This is a genomic window from Anaerotignum propionicum DSM 1682, from assembly GCF_001561955.1.
GTDB lineage: Bacteria > Bacillota > Clostridia > Lachnospirales > Anaerotignaceae > Chakrabartyella > Chakrabartyella propionicum.
Genome location: NZ_CP014223.1, coordinates 1,554,138 through 1,572,740 on the forward strand (window position 1 = coordinate 1,554,138; position 18,603 = coordinate 1,572,740).

Annotated in this window: 12 protein-coding genes; 10 read left to right on the top strand and 2 right to left on the bottom strand. The window is 38.6% G+C overall.

Annotated features, from left to right (window positions below):
• Positions 1-97: 97 nt before the first annotated feature.
• The 4 genes from CPRO_RS07405 to CPRO_RS07420 all read left to right on the top strand — a co-directional run bounded on the left by CPRO_RS07405 (position 98) and on the right by CPRO_RS07420 (position 9,114).
• Positions 98-1,738, top strand: a complete 1,641-nt coding sequence (locus CPRO_RS07405) for a flagellin N-terminal helical domain-containing protein (RefSeq protein WP_066049806.1) — start codon at positions 98-100, stop codon at positions 1,736-1,738.
• A 567-nt stretch (positions 1,739-2,305) separates the two neighbouring features.
• The gene (locus CPRO_RS07410; RefSeq protein ID WP_159430660.1) at positions 2,306-5,329 is read left to right on the top strand and encodes an EAL domain-containing protein; all 3,024 of its coding nucleotides are present in this window, start codon (positions 2,306-2,308) and stop codon (positions 5,327-5,329) included.
• Between the two features lie 299 nt (positions 5,330-5,628).
• Positions 5,629-7,458, top strand: a complete 1,830-nt coding sequence (gene typA / locus CPRO_RS07415) for a translational GTPase TypA (protein ID WP_066049811.1) — start codon at positions 5,629-5,631, stop codon at positions 7,456-7,458.
• Positions 7,459-7,485: 27 nt separating this feature from the next.
• Positions 7,486-9,114, top strand: a complete 1,629-nt coding sequence (locus CPRO_RS07420; protein WP_066049813.1) for a putative polysaccharide biosynthesis protein — start codon at positions 7,486-7,488, stop codon at positions 9,112-9,114.
• 184 nt (positions 9,115-9,298) lie between these two features.
• Here CPRO_RS07420 and CPRO_RS07425 read toward each other — a convergent pair whose 3' ends face one another.
• Entirely contained in the window at positions 9,299-10,885 is a 1,587-nt protein-coding gene (locus CPRO_RS07425; protein WP_066049816.1) for a CotH kinase family protein, read from the bottom strand.
• Between the two features lie 376 nt (positions 10,886-11,261).
• Between CPRO_RS07425 and uvrC the strand changes: the two genes are divergently transcribed.
• From uvrC to CPRO_RS07455, 6 genes are read left to right on the top strand one after another with little or no spacing between them, the layout of a single operon-like run.
• Positions 11,262-13,124 (top strand): excinuclease ABC subunit UvrC, encoded by a 1,863-nt coding sequence (gene uvrC, locus CPRO_RS07430; RefSeq protein ID WP_066049819.1) that lies wholly within the window; start codon positions 11,262-11,264, stop codon positions 13,122-13,124.
• 54 nt (positions 13,125-13,178) lie between these two features.
• On the top strand, positions 13,179-14,111 hold the full coding sequence (gene hprK, locus CPRO_RS07435) for an HPr(Ser) kinase/phosphatase (RefSeq protein ID WP_066049821.1): 933 nt from the start codon (positions 13,179-13,181) through the stop codon (positions 14,109-14,111).
• A gap of 12 nt (positions 14,112-14,123) precedes the next feature.
• Positions 14,124-15,032 (top strand): UDP-N-acetylmuramate dehydrogenase, encoded by a 909-nt coding sequence (gene murB, locus CPRO_RS07440; RefSeq protein WP_066049822.1) that lies wholly within the window; start codon positions 14,124-14,126, stop codon positions 15,030-15,032.
• Positions 15,033-15,059: 27 nt separating this feature from the next.
• Complete coding sequence (gene rapZ / locus CPRO_RS07445) at positions 15,060-15,938, top strand: RNase adapter RapZ (RefSeq protein WP_066049824.1); 879 nt, start codon at positions 15,060-15,062, stop codon at positions 15,936-15,938.
• Between the two features lie 39 nt (positions 15,939-15,977).
• Positions 15,978-16,937 carry a DNA-binding protein WhiA gene (gene whiA / locus CPRO_RS07450; protein WP_066049826.1) on the top strand — a complete coding sequence of 320 codons (960 nt, stop codon included), beginning with the start codon at positions 15,978-15,980 and terminating at the stop codon, positions 16,935-16,937.
• Positions 16,934-17,176, top strand: coding sequence for an HPr family phosphocarrier protein (locus tag CPRO_RS07455; RefSeq protein WP_066049829.1), 243 nt, complete (start codon positions 16,934-16,936; stop codon positions 17,174-17,176). The genes whiA and CPRO_RS07455 overlap by 4 nt, the downstream gene beginning before the upstream one ends.
• Before the next feature lie 107 nt (positions 17,177-17,283).
• On the opposite strand, the gene CPRO_RS07460 is transcribed toward CPRO_RS07455, so the two are convergent.
• Entirely contained in the window at positions 17,284-18,417 is a 1,134-nt protein-coding gene (locus tag CPRO_RS07460; protein WP_066049833.1) for a THUMP domain-containing class I SAM-dependent RNA methyltransferase, read from the bottom strand.
• Positions 18,418-18,603 lie beyond the last annotated feature (186 nt).

The following is an 18,603-nucleotide window of genomic DNA, read 5'->3' on the forward strand; positions in this document are numbered from 1 at the left end:
CCAATTTAACAGGTGAAGCCAGTGCACGGGCTTTGCTTGGATAATAAATCACGGAATGCACGGATGCATTCCGATTGACAAACAAGGAGGTTTTATCATGAGAATTCAACACAATATCGCAGCTTTAAACTCCCACAGACAGTTGGGCGCAAACAATAGTGCAGTAGGCAAGAACCTTGAAAAATTGTCTTCCGGTTACAGAATCAACAGAGCCGGTGACGACGCTGCTGGTTTAGCAATCTCCGAAAAAATGAGAGCGCAAATCAAGGGCTTGGAAACAGCAACAAAAAATGCTAATGATGGTATTTCCTTAGTTCAGACAGCAGAAGGTGCTTTGACAGAAGTTCATTCTATGTTAAATCGTATGGTTGAATTGGCTACACAGTCTTCAAACGGTACATACGATAACAAAGTAGACCGTGCAAACCTTCAGAAGGAAGTAGAATCCTTGAAGTCTGAAATTGATCGTATTGCCGAATCCACAAACTACAATGGTATCAAACTGTTGGATGGTTCTGTTGGTGGTTCCAGTGCAGCTGGTGGCTTGACAGGTGCTTCTATTGTTACATACAAAGGTGCTACAACTGGTGCTGCACCTGGTGCAGACGCTACTGCTGCAACTATTGATTTCTTTGAAAAGGATACAATTAATGTTGATGGCACAGAGGTTAAGGTTGACTGGTCTAAACTTAGTGATTCGGATAAAGCTGCACTTAATAAGAAATGGGATGATACTTCTACTTCGGCAGCAGACAGCAAAACTGCAGCAACTATTTTGCAGAACACAATCAACGAGGCCATTAAAGCACACAATGCTACAAATGGCACAAACCTCAGCGAAATTAAGGTTGAAGCAAGCGGCGCAGATGGTGCTGCTAAGTCCTTTGCTTTTACAAGTGGTCAGAAAGACGGAGATTCTAAGATTTCCTTTACCGGTACTGCAACCAGCGTTTTAGGGGCAACAATGGGAACATCCGAAGTTGCATCCGCTGCTCCTGCAACCAGTCTTAAATTTGCTCCTGCAGATACAGTAGGCAAGTTTACTATGAAGATTGATGATCAGACTGTAGAAGTAAGCGTAGGTTTGTCAGACGGCACTACAGGCGATTTAGTAGCAAAGCTTCAGGCTGGTATTGATGCCGCTTTGACTAACTATGACACTGCAAAAGGTTTAACCGGTACTGACGCTCTTACTAATAAAATCAAAGTATCCTTAAATGCTGATGGTGCTTTAGAATTTGCAAATACAACTGATAAGAAGTTAAGCTTTGAAGATAAAGACGGCGGTGAAGTTGCTAAAACATTGGGTATTTCCACAGAGGGTAAAGCTGTTTCTAGCGGCGGCTTAACTCTTCAGGTAGGCGATACTAGCGACAGCTACCAGAAAGTTACAGTAAGCGTTGGCGACATGAGCTCTAAATCCTTGGGTATTGAAGGCATTTCTGTTGCAAATCAGGAAAGCGCTTCCGCAGCGATTGACAAAATCAAAGCAGCAATCAATACTGTATCTGCAACCCGTGGTGACTTGGGTGCTGTTCAGAACCGTTTGGAACATACAATCAACAACTTGGGTGTTGCAACTGAAAACATGACAGCTGCTGAAAGCCGTGTTCGTGACGTTGACATGGCTAAAGAGATGATGGAATTCACAAAGAATAACATCTTGACTCAGGCTTCTCAGGCAATGCTTGCTCAGGCTAACCAGTTGCCTCAGGGCGTATTGCAGTTATTGCAGTAATCCAATAAGAAACAGTACTTATTTTAAATTTAAAAGCCCATACCTTTGGTATGGGTTTTTCTTTTCTATTTACATTATTTTGAATAAATTACTATTTTTATTAGGTGATGCAGATAGGGGATTGGTATACCTCAAAAAATCTTAATATCAAGTGAATTTTCCACGAATAATAAAAGAAAAATATAATAAATTCAAGTGAAGCCAAATCTAAAATTCCTAAAAAGGAATATTATAAAAGGAAGAATTTTGAAGTATCATAAGGAACTAAGCATTTTATTGACGAAAAATTTTATCAAATGATGCTTCCTAAGAATACAATTTGCAATGCATGTTGATGAATTATTATAAACTTGAAACTGGTTGACTTTTGTCGAATATAATGCTAGAATTTAATGGAAAACTCATGAATTATCAATATAAAGAATGCTGATTAAAATGAGGTTTCACTTTTTTTTAGGTAAAGGAATTGAAAAAATCTAATTGATTTTATTACTTTTTTGCAATCGAAATTTATGAAGAAAAAGAATGAAATTCGGATTTCCCCAAAAAATTGAGGAGGATATTGCTGTGTCTTTAACGAAGACTGTCCTTATTGTTGATGATAATAAAGTAAATAGACAAATGCTATCCTTAATTTTAGGCTCTCAATATGAAATATTGGAAGCAGAAAACGGTGAAGCAGCCCTTGAAGTTTTGCAGAATTCATATGCAGGCATTTCTGTAATACTGCTTGATTTGGTTATGCCCATTATGAATGGGTATGAACTTTTAGCAGAAATACACAGAGATGCTTTTTTACGCAATATTCCTGTTGTTGTAATCTCTCAAAATGAGGTTCTGGATGCTACTGCAAAGGCCAAGGCCCTTTCATATGGGGTGCAAGATTTTATTCAGATGGCGTGTGGCCCTGATGAGATTAAGCGAAGGGTAGAGAACACCGTTTTATTAAAAAAAACTGCAAATATTCTTGATTTGGTTCAGAGAGATACCCTTACGGGTTTGTATTCTAAAAAACACTTTTATAGCTTAGCCGAAAAAACAATAAAACAGAATCCTGAACAAGAATATGACATCATTTGTTGCGATATTGAGCGGTTTAAATTAGTGAACGAGCTGTTCGGTTTTAGCGAAGGAGATGCCCTTTTAAAATATGTCGCCCTGATGATTCGAGATAAGTTTCAACGGGGAGGTATCTGCGGCAGAATTGGCGGTGATATTTTTGCAGTTCTTGTAGAGCATAGGGAAGAATACAACGAAAATGACTTTTTTGATTGTGTTGAGTATATCAACCGTTTTAATGAAAATTTACATAGTGTAATAAAATTTGGAGTATATACAATTGATGATGCCACACTGCCTGTTAGTATTATGTGCGCCAGAGCTTGCCTTGCATTGGAGTCAATCAAAGGGAAATATGCTTCATATCTCGCTTTTTATAAAGATGACATTCGTCAAAAATTGTTGGATGAACAATTCATTTTATCAAATATGAAAACTGCTTTAAACAACAGAGAATTTGTTGTTTATTTTCAACCAAAGTATGATTTGATGAATGAAAAAATATGCAGTGCGGAAGCTTTGGTTCGATGGATGCACCCTGAAAAAGGAATGATTACCCCCAATCGGTTTATCAAAATTTTTGAAGATAACGGGTTTATTACTGAGTTGGATTTATATGTGTTGGAGGAATCCTGTCGGTGGATTCGTTCTTGGATGGATCGAGGAAACCCGGCCATTCCCGTTTCTGTTAATATGTCAAGGGCTGATATTTATAATCCCAACATTGATTCAATTTTGTTGTCTTTGCTTGAAAAATACGGCTTAACACCCAGTCATATTTTTATCGAAATTACAGAAAGTGCATATACCGAAAATTCAGAGCAGATTATTAACGGAATTAAGCAGCTAAAGGAATTGGGTTTTACCATCGAAATGGATGACTTTGGAAGTGGATATTCCTCTTTGAATATGCTATCTGAGCTACCCATTGATGTTCTCAAATTAGATATGCGCTTTGTGCAGGATCAAGAAAAATTCAGAGATAAAAGAAGTGTCATGAGCTTTGTGATCAGTCTTGCAAAATGGATGAATCTAAAGGTCATTGCTGAAGGGGTTGAGACCGAGGAGCAAGTAAACCTATTGAAAATTCTTGGGTGCCATAGTGTTCAGGGATATTTTTTTTCCAAACCCTTGCCGTTACATTCTTTTGAGGAACTAATCAACGAGGTGAACTTGAGTCTGATTGATTCCGAAGCAGAACTTATTGCTACCAGCAATGAAAATATTTTGAAACTTGATATTGAAAATAAATATATGTTAATATTCGATCCAAATTCTGAGGATTTTGAAAGGTTTCAGAGTGTTTTTGCGCACAAGTATGCTCTATTACAAGTAAAAACGCTACCGGAATTACATGACATCTTAAAGGAAGAGAAATCTAATATAGCCATATTAATTTTCTCTGTTGCAAACGATGTAACGGAGGAAGACTTACACGAAATCAGTTATTTAACCAAACAATTTGATATACCTATGATTACAATTCATGAAACAACGGAATTGGTAGCGAAAGCCGTTTCTTTTGGAGCCTTAGACTGCATTTTCAAGCCGTATTTATCAGAAACCCTTGATAATACAGTAAATAATACCCTGTGTCGCATGCAAACCTCTCAGTTTCAAAAAGAGGTCCAATTCAATGATGCAATTGCAGAAATGAAAAAGCGTGCAGAGGTTGATTTTTTATCAGGGCTTTTAAACCGCTCGGAATTAAAAATAAGAATTCAAGATTTCTTCAATCATAATCAAGAATTTACAGGGGTATTTATTTTAATCGATATTGACCATTTTAAATCTATCAATATTGCTTTGGGATATGGCATGGGAGACAAAGTTCTATGTGCCGTTGGCGAAATGTTGGAATCTATTTTTGAAGAAACAAACTTTATCAGCAGAATGGACGGGGATTTATTTGCTATATTTATTCCATTCCGTGTAGAGCAGGAAATATTGGAGCAAAAGCTGGAAAAAATTTGCCACGCCATTGCGTATGATAATGCAAATTTGAAATTATCCCTCACTTGTTCCGCAGGTGTTTGTTTTTCACCGGAGCATGCTACAAACTACGAAGAGCTGTACAGTAACGCAGAAATCGCTTTACTGAATGCTAGGGTTAACCGCAAAAAACGCTTTCTCTTTTATGACAAAGGCATGAAAGCACCATTAAACGAAGAACATCAGCAGCAAACCTTTATGTTTTTAGATGATGTTTCCGACGGCGTATTCATATGCGATACATTAAACGGAGAAATTATCTACATAAACGATACAGCATGTCGATTAATTGACAAATCAAGAGAAAGCTGTATTGGCGCCAGTTGCTCAGCTATTTTCGGTGAGATGAATCAAAATTTTGATTTTGCTTTTCAAAATATGGATTTCTCAGATTCTTCTTATGAGGAAGATAAATATATAAAAGGTGCAGATGTGAAAGTGCATTTAAAAGCAAAGCCAACAATTTTGAATGGAAAAAGACTAATTATATATTATTTGCAAGAAAGTGAAGCGCATGCAGCTATTAACCATTGTCAATAAGCCCTATACATATGGTTGGAACGGATAGTTGTTGGTACTTCTGCTAAACCACCAAAACCTTTATAAAACATAGAGTATTCATCTGCCCCCCTGGGAATAATTCTTGGTGGGGCTTTCACTATTATCTCCCTTATTTTCATACTTTTGAAAGTGAAAGTAGAGATTATTCATTTATGTTTTATTGAAAATTGAAAAAATCTTAAAAAAACATCATTTTTTGACAAAGAATAATTGCATAGCATGAAACCCTGTGCTACAATATAACGATGTTTAAATTTTAGAAACGATTGGAGCTTGTTATGGAACAAAAGATCGAAAATATTAGAAATGTGGCAATCATCGCCCATGTTGATCATGGCAAAACAACGCTGGTTGACCAGTTACTACGTCAGAGTGGTATTTTCCGCTCAAATCAAGTGGTACAAGAACGAGTAATGGATAGTGGTGATATTGAACGTGAAAGAGGTATTACCATTCTTTCCAAAAATACTGCCGTAAACTTTCATGACACCAAAATCAATATTATTGATACCCCCGGGCACGCGGACTTTGGCGGCGAGGTAGAACGTGTATTGAAAATGGTGGATGGCGTTGTTTTAGTTGTTGATGCTTTTGAAGGACCTATGCCTCAAACAAAATTCGTATTGCGTAAGGCTCTTGAGTTAGACCACCCCGTTGTTGTTTGCGTGAATAAGGTTGACAGACCCGAAGCACGTCCCGATGAAGTTGTGGATGAAGTGCTGGAGCTCTTTATGGAGCTGGATGCCAGTGAAAAGCAGTTAGATTCTCCCTTTGTTTTTGCTTCTGCAAGAGGGGGTTACGCTTCCACAGATTCCTCTGCCAGAGAAGGGGATATGATGCCTTTGTTTGAAGCAATCATCAATCATGTTCCAGGCCCCAAGGGTATTTTAGATGCGCCTTTGCAGGCGTTAATTTCTACCATCGACTACAGCGAATATGTAGGTCGTATTGGTATTGGCAAAATTGAAAACGGCACAATTCATGTGAATGATGAGGTTGTTGTTTTGAATATGCATGATGAGGATTCATTGAAAAAACTGCGTATTTCTAAGCTTTATCTTTTTGAAGGTTTGCAAAGAGTTGAAGTAAAAGAGGCTAGCGTAGGTAATATTGTTGCCATTAGTGGTATCGAAAACATTATGATTGGTGACACTATTTGCTCTCCCGATAAACCCGAGGCACTGCCTTTTGTTAAAATCTCAGAGCCTACTTTGTCGATGAATTTCGCTGTTAATGATAGTCCTTTTGCTGGACAGGATGGTAAGTTCGTTACTTCCCGTCAGGTAAGAGATAGATTATATAAGGAATTGAACACAGACGTTAGTCTTAGAGTGGAAGATACTGAATCCATGGATTGTATGCGTGTTTCCGGTAGAGGGGAACTGCATCTTTCTATTTTGATTGAAACTTTGCGCCGTGAAGGCTTTGAATTTCAGGTTTCTAAACCCGAAGTTTTATTCAAAGAAATTGACGGAAAACAATGTGAACCTATGGAATTTGTTACAATCGACGTTCCCGAAGAATTTGTGGGGAACGTAATCGAAAAACTTGGCTCCAGAAAAGGTGAAATGACAAATATGTATCCCTCCAAGGGTGGATATACCCGTTTGGAGTTTAACATTCCTGCTAGAGGTTTGATTGGCTACCGTAATGAGTTTTTGACAGATACGAAGGGCAATGGTATCCTGAACTCAATCTTTGAAGGATACGAACCCTATAAAGGGGAAATCCCCATGCGTTCTCAAGGCTCTTTGGTGGCTTTTGAAAGTGGCGAGGCAATTACCTATGGTTTATACAATGCCCAAGAAAGAGGCAATTTGTTCATAGGTGCGGGCGTTAAGGTATATGAAGGAATGATTGTGGGTAGAAATGCTCGTGTGGATGATATGGATATTAATGTGTGCAAAAAGAAACAGCTTACCAATACACGTTCCTCCGGCTCCGACGATTCATTGCGTCTGACTACTCCAATTCAAATGTCTTTGGAACAATGCATGGAGTTTATTGGTGAGGACGAGCTTTTGGAAGTGACACCAATAAATCTGCGTATGCGTAAAAAGATTTTGGACAATAACCTTCGCAGAAAGCAAAAAGCACGCAGTAATTAATGAGTATGAGTGAGTAAGAGGTGTGATATGGAAGAAAGAGTAAAAAGAAAGACTTCCTTTGTCAAGCAGGCCGCCATTTTAGCGACGGCCAGCATCCTTGTACGCTTTTTAGGCTTTGTATACCGAGTACCTTTAACCAATATGATTGGTGATTCTGGAAATGGTATTTACAGTGCTGGATACTATATCTATACTTTTTTACTCATACTTTCCTCAGCGGGCTTACCGGCTGCTATCTCAAAAATGGTCTCTGAAAGACTTGCGTTAAAGGAATATCGAAATGCACATAAAGTATTTCAAAGTGCACTGATCGTTTCAGGAACTTTGGGTCTTATATTTGCCGTTTTACTTGCCGTTTTTGCCCAAGAGGTGGCAAACTTTTCTAATGCTCCAGAGGGTTACTATTGCATTTTAACATTATCGCCTACAATTTTTGTCGTCGGAATTATGTCAGCATTCCGTGGGTATTTCCAAGGAATGAACACCATGGTGCCAACAGCAATTTCGCAAATTATTGAGCAAGTGTTTAATGCATTTTTCAGTGTCTATCTTGCCTATCTGTTTTTAAGCTATGGTGTACCGACGGGACAAAAAAATATTCCCTTAGGTGCGGCCGGTGGCACGATGGGTACAGGTATTGGTGCAGTGGCGGGACTTTTGGTAATTTTGTTCAGTTACCTTTTGATTCGACCAACCATTAAAAAGAAGGTAAAAAGATGCCATCAGGCTAATGAAGAAAGCCGTAAAGATACTATATTACAGCTTTTGAAAACAGCTTGGCCTATTATTGCCGGTACAGCAGTATTTAGTATTACCAATTTAATTGATATGAAGATGGTTATGCATATTCTGGAAAATACAGGTCATACCCATGAGAATGCCTTGCTACTTTATGGGCAACTATCTGGTAAGTATGTAACCTTAACAACATTGCCAGTTTCTATTTCAACAGCTTTGGCAACTGCTGCCTTGCCCAGTATTGCGTCTTCAGTGAAATTAAAGGAGTTCAAACAAGTTCGTAGAAAAATGAATTTAACATTTCGTCTTTCTATGATTATTTCCGTTCCTGCGGCCGTGGGGATTGGTGTTTTAGGTGATCCCATTATTCAATTGCTGTTTCCCAACGCCAAAGAAGGAGGCACACTTTTAATGGTAGGTGCAGTTTCTATTCTATTTTTGGCGCTTTGCCAAACTGCAACAGGAATCCTTCAAGGAATCGGGCATATTAAAATACCTGTGATTGGTGCGGTGTTAGGGGCAATTGTTAAAATAATTTTGAACTATGTGTTAATTGCAATTCCGCAATTGAATGTGCTTGGTGCTGTATTATCAACAACAGGCTGCTATTTGGTGGCAGGTGTTTTTGATGTAATCATGCTTTCCAAAATTACCGCAGTTAAATTTGACATGATGGGTACATTTTTAAAACCCATTGCCGGTTCAACGGTTATGGGAATCGCATCCCTTGCGATATACCATATTGTAAATATGCTCTACCCAAGCAATACTTTAGCGACGCTAACATCAATTTTGTTTGCTGTTGGCATTTATGGATTGGTAATGCTTTTAATTGGTGGAATTACAGAGGAAGATTTACGTAGCTTGCCTATGGGTACAAAACTCATTGGTATTTTAAGGCGCTTTCGTATGATATAAATATATGATTTGATTACCTAGGTAATAGATTGTTTCTCTAAAATTCCAATGAGATAGGTTCATCTGTCTTTTATAAAAAAGCCTTCTGTGTAACCACACAGAAGGCTTTCTTAAATTTTAAGGCTTGAAATTGCTACTTAACAATTTCAAGCCTTTTATATATTTCTTAATCAATACTAAATTCTCATTTTTTTGTTTTGTCTGTAGTCGCTTTTCCTTCTTCCGGATTTCTTTTGTCATCATTTCCTCTGCCTTTACCCTGACTACCCATAGCAGAGATGTCAATTGAGCCGGCATCGATCATATCTTCTGTTTTTTGTTCTGCTGTGGTAGAAGCGAGGGAACCATCAAGCTGAGTGCGAATGCTCTGGGCACGAAGGAGACAAAACTTGGTAATCGTATCCACTGCTGTGTCAAATTCCTCCACGGTATACCATGCAGTGGGATCACTTTCTACATAAGGGCGAATCATTGTAGAGACACGGTTGATAGTATTCTCAAATTTGCCGGACTCAAAATAATCAGCAATGAGTGTATTAAAATAGTCATGATATAGCTGTATATTTTCTTCCTTTGCCATAACCTTATCCCACATAGGTCGCTTTCCTAAATTTTGTTCATATAGGGGTGTATCAATGGCAGTATTTACAATGCTTGTTGCATCATTAGAACCTTTCATTTGGAATCCACCAAAAGCAAGATTATAGTCCCATGGAAGCATGGAAAGGATTCCATCATCTTCATAAAGCCAATAGTTGTGAAGCATGGAGCCAGTATAGCTGTCACCATTTAATACAAAATTGTGTGCCACAAAATAGCGAACCACTGCATCAACATCAACGCATTTCTCCAGATTTTCTCCCGTGGATAATTGCTTAAGAGATGCAATTAAGCGAGCCTTATCTTCATCTGTAGCATCCGTTTCTGCATTATCAAAAATATCGGAATAACTGGATATTTCATCATCGGTATATACCAGGTCAGCTCCTTTTGCTGTTCCGCCCATACCCATACCTCCCTCAGGACGTTGTCCTGCGCCTTTGGGCATATCAGTTTTTTCTCCGTTGGTAGGTGCTGGTGCTTGCGCATTTTCAGGCCGTTCCATTCCATCCGGCTTTTCCATAACCTGAGGTAGCTCCATGTTTTTCTTGCCATGTTGTCCCATGTTTCCTAACATTTCCGTTTCCGGTTTATAGAGCTCTCCGTAATCTACTCCATAGGTCCGTTCCAAGAAAGAGTCGCTTATATCCTCTAAAGCTAAATATAAACCATAAACCTCACCATTAATGGAAAGGGAAACATAGCTTGTAAGGGGAGAGGCAACACCACATTCTTTCATGATCTCATATGCAAGATAGTCTTTCATATAAGTGGCGTCGGAACATATATTTTGCAAATTTAATTTATCCAAACCAACATAAGTTTGACCTTCCACAAATTTGCCAAAATTAAGTTTAAAGCTGTATCGGTTACTTTCACTATCCGCAACTTGTGAAAGAGACGAGTTTCCTTTTGTAGCAAAGGAAACATTTTCAACGGTATTCCCATCAATTACAACGGTAGATTTATACTTCGTTTTCTCCGTTGGATTTTCCAGTAGGTCTGCCCAGCTGTCCTCATCAATTTGGATATCTATGGTATGTACATAGCTGTCGTCAAAAAGGGCATTGGCGTATTCCTTGCTGTCTGATTCTGCTCCTTGGGCATTACTACAACCAGTTGTACCAAGAAGTAACGTAAAACAAAGCAAAGTTGATATCATTCGTTTCATTTATTTCATCCTTTCAAAGCTTTTTGGTTAATTTTACTTCCTTTTATTTAAACATACCTTAAAAAGACGAAAGATAACGTATCGTTTACTTCATCAAAAACTCAAATAACCATTAAAGTATTTTCAAAACCTCTTCCTATTTTACAAGAAGTCCTTTATAATACTATGTATTCGGCAAGAGACAAAAGGTGGCCACGAACAACCTTTGCGGCTTGTCTTTTTTAGATTGTGACTTATCAATAAATGTAAATAAGGGTTTTTATAGAATCCACTTCAGATAAAACTAAAATAGGATGAATAGAGAATACATGTGTAAAATTTCGTAAAAATGAAATTTTAGGAAAGCTACACATACGCATATGGAGAAGGTGAGAACGTGTTTGATATCAGCGAAGAATTAAAGAAGCTTCCCCAAAAACCGGGGGTTTACCTCATGAAAAATGATAAGGAGCAAATTATCTATGTTGGGAAGGCAATTAACTTAAAAAATAGAGTGCGTCAATATTTTCAGAGCAACAAAAATCTTACTGCCAAAACCAGAGCAATGGTACCCCAAATAGTGGAGTTTGAATATATTGTTACTGATTCTGAACTGGAAGCATTAATCTTAGAATGCAATTTGATTAAGCAACATGAGCCTTATTACAATATCATGCTAAAGGATGATAAATCCTATCCCTATATTAAGGTGACCATTCAAGAGGAATTTCCTCGTATTTTTATTACAAGGCGTTTGGATAAGGACAAAGCCAAATACTACGGCCCTTATACCGATGGTTTGGCAGTAAAAGAAACTGTGGAAACATTGCATAAGCTATTTCCTATTCGTAAATGCAAAAAAAATTTGCCGAAAGAAATCGGAAAGGAACGTCCTTGTCTCAATCATCATATCGGTCAGTGCTTAGCACCATGCAGTGGGGCAATTTCATCTGATGATTATAAAGTATTTATTAAAGATGCCATGGATTTTCTGGAAGGAAAGCATGACGGCATTCGTAAAAGAATGGAAGCTGAGATGGCAGAAACAGCAGAAAATATGGACTACGAAAAAGCGGCGGCATTAAGAGACAAAATTCGAGCTGTACAGAGCGTTGCTCAAAAGCAAAAAATGGCTAACATGTCAGTGGGAGATGCCGATGTTATTGCAATGGTTCGTGCTTTCCACGAATGCTTAGTTCAAGTTTTCTTTATCCGTGATGGTAAAATGACAGGACGAGAAAACTTCACCATGACTGCTTCGGAAGAACAAAGCCGCAGTGAAATATTAACTGCTTTTGTTCAGCAATTTTATACTGGAACTGCCTATATTCCCAGGGAAATTATTCTGCAAGAGGATCTAGTTCCCGAAGAAAAAGAACTTCTATCAGAGTATTTCACCGGAAAAAGAGAAGGAAAGGTTATTTTTACTGTTCCCATAAAAGGAGAAAAGCAAAAACTGGTTGAATTGGCTCATAAAAATGCCATGTTGATTTTTGAACAGTTTGGCGAAAAACTGAGGAGAGAGGAACAGCGTACGAAAGGGGCAATGGAGGAGCTGCGTCAGGCTTTGGGAATCCAAGGGACATTACACCGGGTTGAGGCATATGATATTTCCAATACTCAAGGATTTGAATCTGTTGGTTCTATGGTGGTTTTTGAAGACGGTAAATCGAAAAATAGTGATTACCGAAAGTTTCGTATCAAAACAGTAATTGGTGCCAATGATTATGCCTCCATGAAAGAAGTGATTACCCGTCGGCTGAATCATGCTTTAAAGGAAAAGGCTGAGGGTAAAAACAGCAGCTTTACCCGTCTGCCTGATTTGATTTTTATGGATGGTGGTAAAATTCAAGTGAGCGCGGCCGAGGAGGTTTTGCTATCCTTTGGTATGAATATTCCTGTTTGCGGCATGATAAAAGATGATAAGCATCGTACACGAGGACTGTTATTTGATGGCGAAGAAATCAAAATACCTTATACTTCTGAGGGGTTTAAGCTTCTAACAAGAATACAGGATGAGGTTCACCGCTTTGCAATAACCTATCATCGAAAACTAAGGCAAGAGGCAGGGCTTCATTCTGTTTTAGAGGATATCAAGGGTATTGGCGAAGTTCGCAGAAAGGCTTTAATGCGGCATTTTGGTTCCATTGAAGATATTGCTCGAGCAGAGGTGGGAGACCTTTTGGAAGTAACAGAAATGAACATTCCTTCGGCGGAGCAGGTTTATGCCTTTTTCCATCAGGATGAATTGCAAAATTAACCTTTTTGGGTTATGATAGCAGTAGGTATAAGTTTGATGCCTTAGGAGGGTTTTATGTACAGCGCAAAACTAACAAAAATAGTTGAAGAATTTCAATTGGAAGCAATTTTACCTGAAATAGATATTACAGGAAGAGTGATTACCCGTAAAGAGATCAATCGTCCTGCGTTACAGCTTACAGGATTTTATCATCGATTTGATAATGATAGATTGCAAATTATCGGCAGAGTTGAGCATGGATATTTACAAACCTTGAATGCCCAAGCAAGAGATGAAGCAATTTGCCAATTGTTCGAATATCATATTCCATGCTTAATTATTTGTAAAAACCTAGAAGTATTTCCTGAAATGCTTTATTATGGGAGAAAATATGGCATTCCCATTTTTAGGACAAATAAAACCACCACCGACCTTGCCGCCGAATTGATTATGTGGTTACGAGGCGAACTGGCAGATCGTGTTATGATGCATGGTGTTTTGGTTGATATTTATGGCGAGGGTGTACTAATTACAGGCGCCAGCGGTATTGGAAAGAGTGAAACCGCTTTGGAGCTGATTAAAAGAGGGCACCGATTGATTGCCGATGATGCGGTGGAAATCAAGAAAATTGCAGATCAAACCCTTGTAGGCACTTGCCCAGAGCTCATTCGGTACCTCATTGAATTGCGAGGCATCGGTGTTATTAATGTAAAAGAGTTATTTGGTATTGGTGCAGTAAAACAGCTGAAATCCATTGACCTGGTAATCAAACTTGAGATTTGGGATGGGAATCAATGCTCTTATGACCGTTTGGGCTTAAGTGAGGTATATATCGAGATTTTGGGGAATAAAGTACTATGTAATACCATTCCCATTCGCCCCGGCAGAAATGTTGCGGTAATTTGCGAATCAGCAGCCATCAGCAATCGCCAAAAGAAAATGGGAACAAGTTCAGCAGTGGAATTTGAGAATAAAATATTACAAAACAATCGTACTGAGGCAGAATAGGAAGGTGACTATATGGATACAGTAGTGGAGGCATTACGCCTTAAGCTTGGAGAGGATGCCGTTGCATTGGCGGAACCAATGAGTGGACATACTACTTTTCGTACAGGTGGGCCTGCGGATATTTTCATTATGCCAAAGAGCTTGGAGGAAGTAAAAGCAAGCATTGAGATTTTGCAGAAGCATCAGACACCTATTTTGGTCATTGGCAACGGAAGCAATCTTTTGGTTAGTGACAAGGGCATTCGTGGTGCAGTGGTGCATATTGGTGGAAGAATGTCTGAAATAGCAATAGACGGAGAGACCATTTATGCCCAAGGAGGCGTATTACTATCGACTTTATCCGCAAAAGCCGCAGAAAACAGCCTGACAGGGCTGGAATTTGCATCGGGCATTCCCGGTTCTCTGGGTGGTGCGGTTACGATGAATGCCGGAGCCTATGGTGGGGAAATGAAGGACGTTTTAGTTTCTGCAGAGGTTTTAACAAAAGAATTAGAAGTAAAAAGCATTATAGCTGAGGATTTACATCTCTCCTATCGTCACAGCATTTTACCAGAGGAAGAATATATTCTTTTAAATGCTACCCTTCGTTTGAAAAAAGGGAACATTGAAGAAATTAAGAATAGAATGAAGGAGCTTGGCGAACAAAGAAGGGAGAAACAGCCTCTGCAATTCCCAAGCGCTGGCAGTACCTTTAAACGTCCCGAAGGCTATTTTGCAGGGAAACTAATACAAGATGCAGAATTAAAGGGCAAGAGTATCGGCGGTGCGCAGGTTTCCGAAAAACATGCTGGTTTCGTGATAAATAAAGGCAATGCCACAACACAAGATATCCTTGATTTAATTTCCTTTTGCCAGCAAACAGTATTTGAAAAATTCGGTGTCTCTTTGGAGACGGAAGTGAAAATTGTTGGGGAATTTTAAGTGTAATTACAAAGGAGAAGATTTTATATGAGGTTCGTTATTGTTACGGGTATGTCCGGAGCAGGAAAGTCTTCTGTTCTTAGGTTTTTAGAAGATATCAATTTTTTCTGCGTGGATAATCTGCCCCCTGCATTAATACCAAAGTTTGCCGAGCTTTGCTATGAGCAGGAAGGAGAAATTGAAAGGGTTGCCATGGGAGTTGATATTCGTGGTGGTAAGCTGTTTAACGACCTGTTTCAGGTTTTGTTCTCCTTGGAGGAAAAAGGCTATCAATATGAAATTATTTTTTTAGATGCATCTGATAATGCACTAATTAAGCGTTATAAAGAAACACGTCGTAGTCATCCCCTTTCCAAAAAGGGCTCCATTGAAGATGGAATCCTGCTTGAGAGAGAGATGTTGCAAGAGGTAAAGAGTCAGGCTACCTATATATTAGACACAACCAATGTGCTGACGAGGGAATTAAAGGCTCAGATTAATCGCATTTTTGTGGAAAACCAGCAATTTGATAATCTGGTGGTTACTGTATGCTCCTTTGGCTTTAAATATGGTATCCCTGTAGATAGTGATTTGGTTTTTGACGTTCGCTTTTTGCCAAATCCCTTTTATATTCAGGAGTTAAAGGAAATGACAGGGAACGAGTCCCCTGTGAGTGATTATGTAATGTCCTTCCAGGAAAGTCAAGATTTTTTGAAAAAATTGGTGGAAATGGTTGAATTTTTATTGCCTCTTTATGTAAAAGAGGGGAAAAATAGTCTTGTAATAAGCATAGGATGTACTGGAGGGAAACATCGATCAGTTACATTGGCAAATGCATTATATAACGCTTTGGATAAAGAAAAACACACACTTTTATTAAAGCATAATGATATTGAGAAAGATGGACGTCACAAAAAGCAATCATAATCTTTTCGTATGTGTAAAAACTTGCAAGGAGGCTCAAATTTGTCATTTTCATCTAAGGTAAAGCAAGAGTTATTCGAACATTTTGGGAATGCAAGACATTGCAATATAGCTGAACTTGCAGGCATTATAAATATTTGTGGTCAAATTCGTTGTTTTAAAGATATTTTTTGTTTAAAAATTCAAACAGAGAACTACCTTGTCGCGAAAAAATGCTTTACATTATTGAAAAATACTTTTAATATTAACAGTGAAATATTTATCAGATCCGGCGGTAAAAAACGCAAATCAAAGGTCTATGTTCTTATACTAAAAGATATTGACCAGGTTGAAAGGTTACTTAGAGCAACGGGTATTTGGTTGACCGAGAATGGTACTACAATCATTCGAAACAAGATGTATCCCACGGTAGTCAGCAGTATATGTTGCCGACGTGCGTACATCCGGGGAGCATTTATTTCGGTTGGTTCTGTAAACAACCCTGAAAAAAACTATCATTTAGAGTTTGTTTTACCATCTTACGATTTAGCGATACAGCTTCGAGATTTGGTAAATACCTTTGATCTCGACTCAAAAGTGGTAGAGCGGAAAGATCATTTTATTGTTTACCTAAAAGAAGGGGAGCAAATTGTAGATTTGTTAAACGTTATGGGTGCCCATATTGCACTGATGAATCTGGAAAACGTGCGCATTGTAAAAGAAATGCGAAATGATATTAACAGAAAAGTCAATTGCGAAACAGCAAATCTCAATAAAGTGGTACTTGCGGCGGTCAAACAATTGGAAGATATTACATATATCCAACAAACTATCGGGCTGGACATGCTTCCTAAGCAGTTAGAGGAGGTTGCGAGGCTCCGGTTGGAATATCCGGATACTAGCCTTAAGGAATTGGGAACCTTTTTAACAGAACCTGTAGGTAAATCTGGTGTAAATCACAGACTGCGTAAAATCAGCAATTTAGCAGAGACGCTCAGAGAGGGTAAGGGTGAAGAAAAATGACTCAGAGAACAGTGACAATTAAAACATCTTTAGACGCAAGACAGGCTGCCTATTTCGTGCAGACTGCAAGTAAGTTCAATGCGGAAATCCAAGTTAGTATTGATGAAAAAAAGATTAACGCAAAAAGCATAATGGGTACCATTGCGTTAAACATGAAGGAAGGCCAGACTGCTACAATCATTGCAGATGGCGCAGATGAGGCACTGGCTGTTGAAGAATTGGCAGCTGTTTTGTGTTAAGCTATTATTTTAATTTATAATTTTTCCACCCTTCGTTTTACGAAGGGTTTTTCTATTTTCATAACAAAAAAACTGCAATGCCGATGTGTGACAAAGCAGTTTTTTTATTATGCACGGGGTGGTCTTGGCCCTTCAAATTGATAATAATCCGTCTTGATTCGACCATTAAACAATTTTCTTTTTTTATCGGCCTGTCTCCCAAACAAGGTTTCAAAATATTCCATAGAAGTAATCACATAGGTAGACCATGTGCGATCACTCTTCATCGTTGCGCCTAAGGCACGATACATTTCTTCAACTTCTTTTAATTCACCAATTCTTTCACCATAAGGTGGGTTGGTGATTAAAACTCCGTATTTTCCCGGCAAAGTGATTTCCTGAGATGGTTTCACCTCAAAGGTAATACAATCATCCACACCCGCTTTTTCTGCATTTTCTTTTGCAAGGGCGATAGCAGCAGGGTCAATGTCACTTCCATAAATTTCAGGGGTAACATCATAATCAATTGCTTGATAAGCCTCAGCTCTTGCTTTTTTCCAAAGCTCTTTACCAATACGTCCCCATTCTTCACTGGCAAATTTTCTTTGCAGACCAGGTGCAATATTTCTGGCAAGCATGGCCGCTTCAATGGGGATGGTACCTGAACCACAAAATGGATCCAGCAAAATTCTATCTTTACGCCAATAGCTAAGCTGCACCATAGCAGAGGCAATGGATTCCTTTAGAGGGGCATCCAAGGCGTTAGCACGATAACCTCTCATGTGTAAGCCGGATCCGCTGGTGTCAATCGCCAAGGTAACAACATCCTTTAAAATACCGACTTGAATGGTATAAGAAGCACCCGTTTCATCAAACCAGTCGGTTTGATATTTTTCCTTTAATTTTTCGACAATGGCTTTTTTCACAATAGCCTGACAATCAGGCACACTAAAAAGCGTCGATTTTACAGATTTTCCAACAACAGTAAACTTTCCATCTTCGGGAATCCATTCACCCCATGGTAAAGCTTTTGTTCTATCGAATAATTCGGTAAAGGTTACCGCTGTAAAGCTGCCCATTTTTACCCATACTCTACCTGCACAGCGTAGCCAAAGATTTGCTTTTACAATGTCTTTTTCATCTCCTGTAAACTCTACTTTGCCATCGGCAGTTTTAATATCTTGAAATCCAAGGGCTTGACACTCACGCTTTACCACAGACTCCAGCCCAAAGGTTGTACTTGCAATCAATTGTATGCTCATTGTTTTAACTCCGTTCATTCTCTCAAATTATATAAAATAGAAGGGGGGCCATTGATATACTAAACATAATATAACCAATTTTTCATAAATAAAATTAGCCCAATTGCACAGAAAATTTCACAGGATATAAATCTCCATTGAAAGAATTCATAGCCAGTGAATAAAAGCAAAAAAAGAAAATTTAAA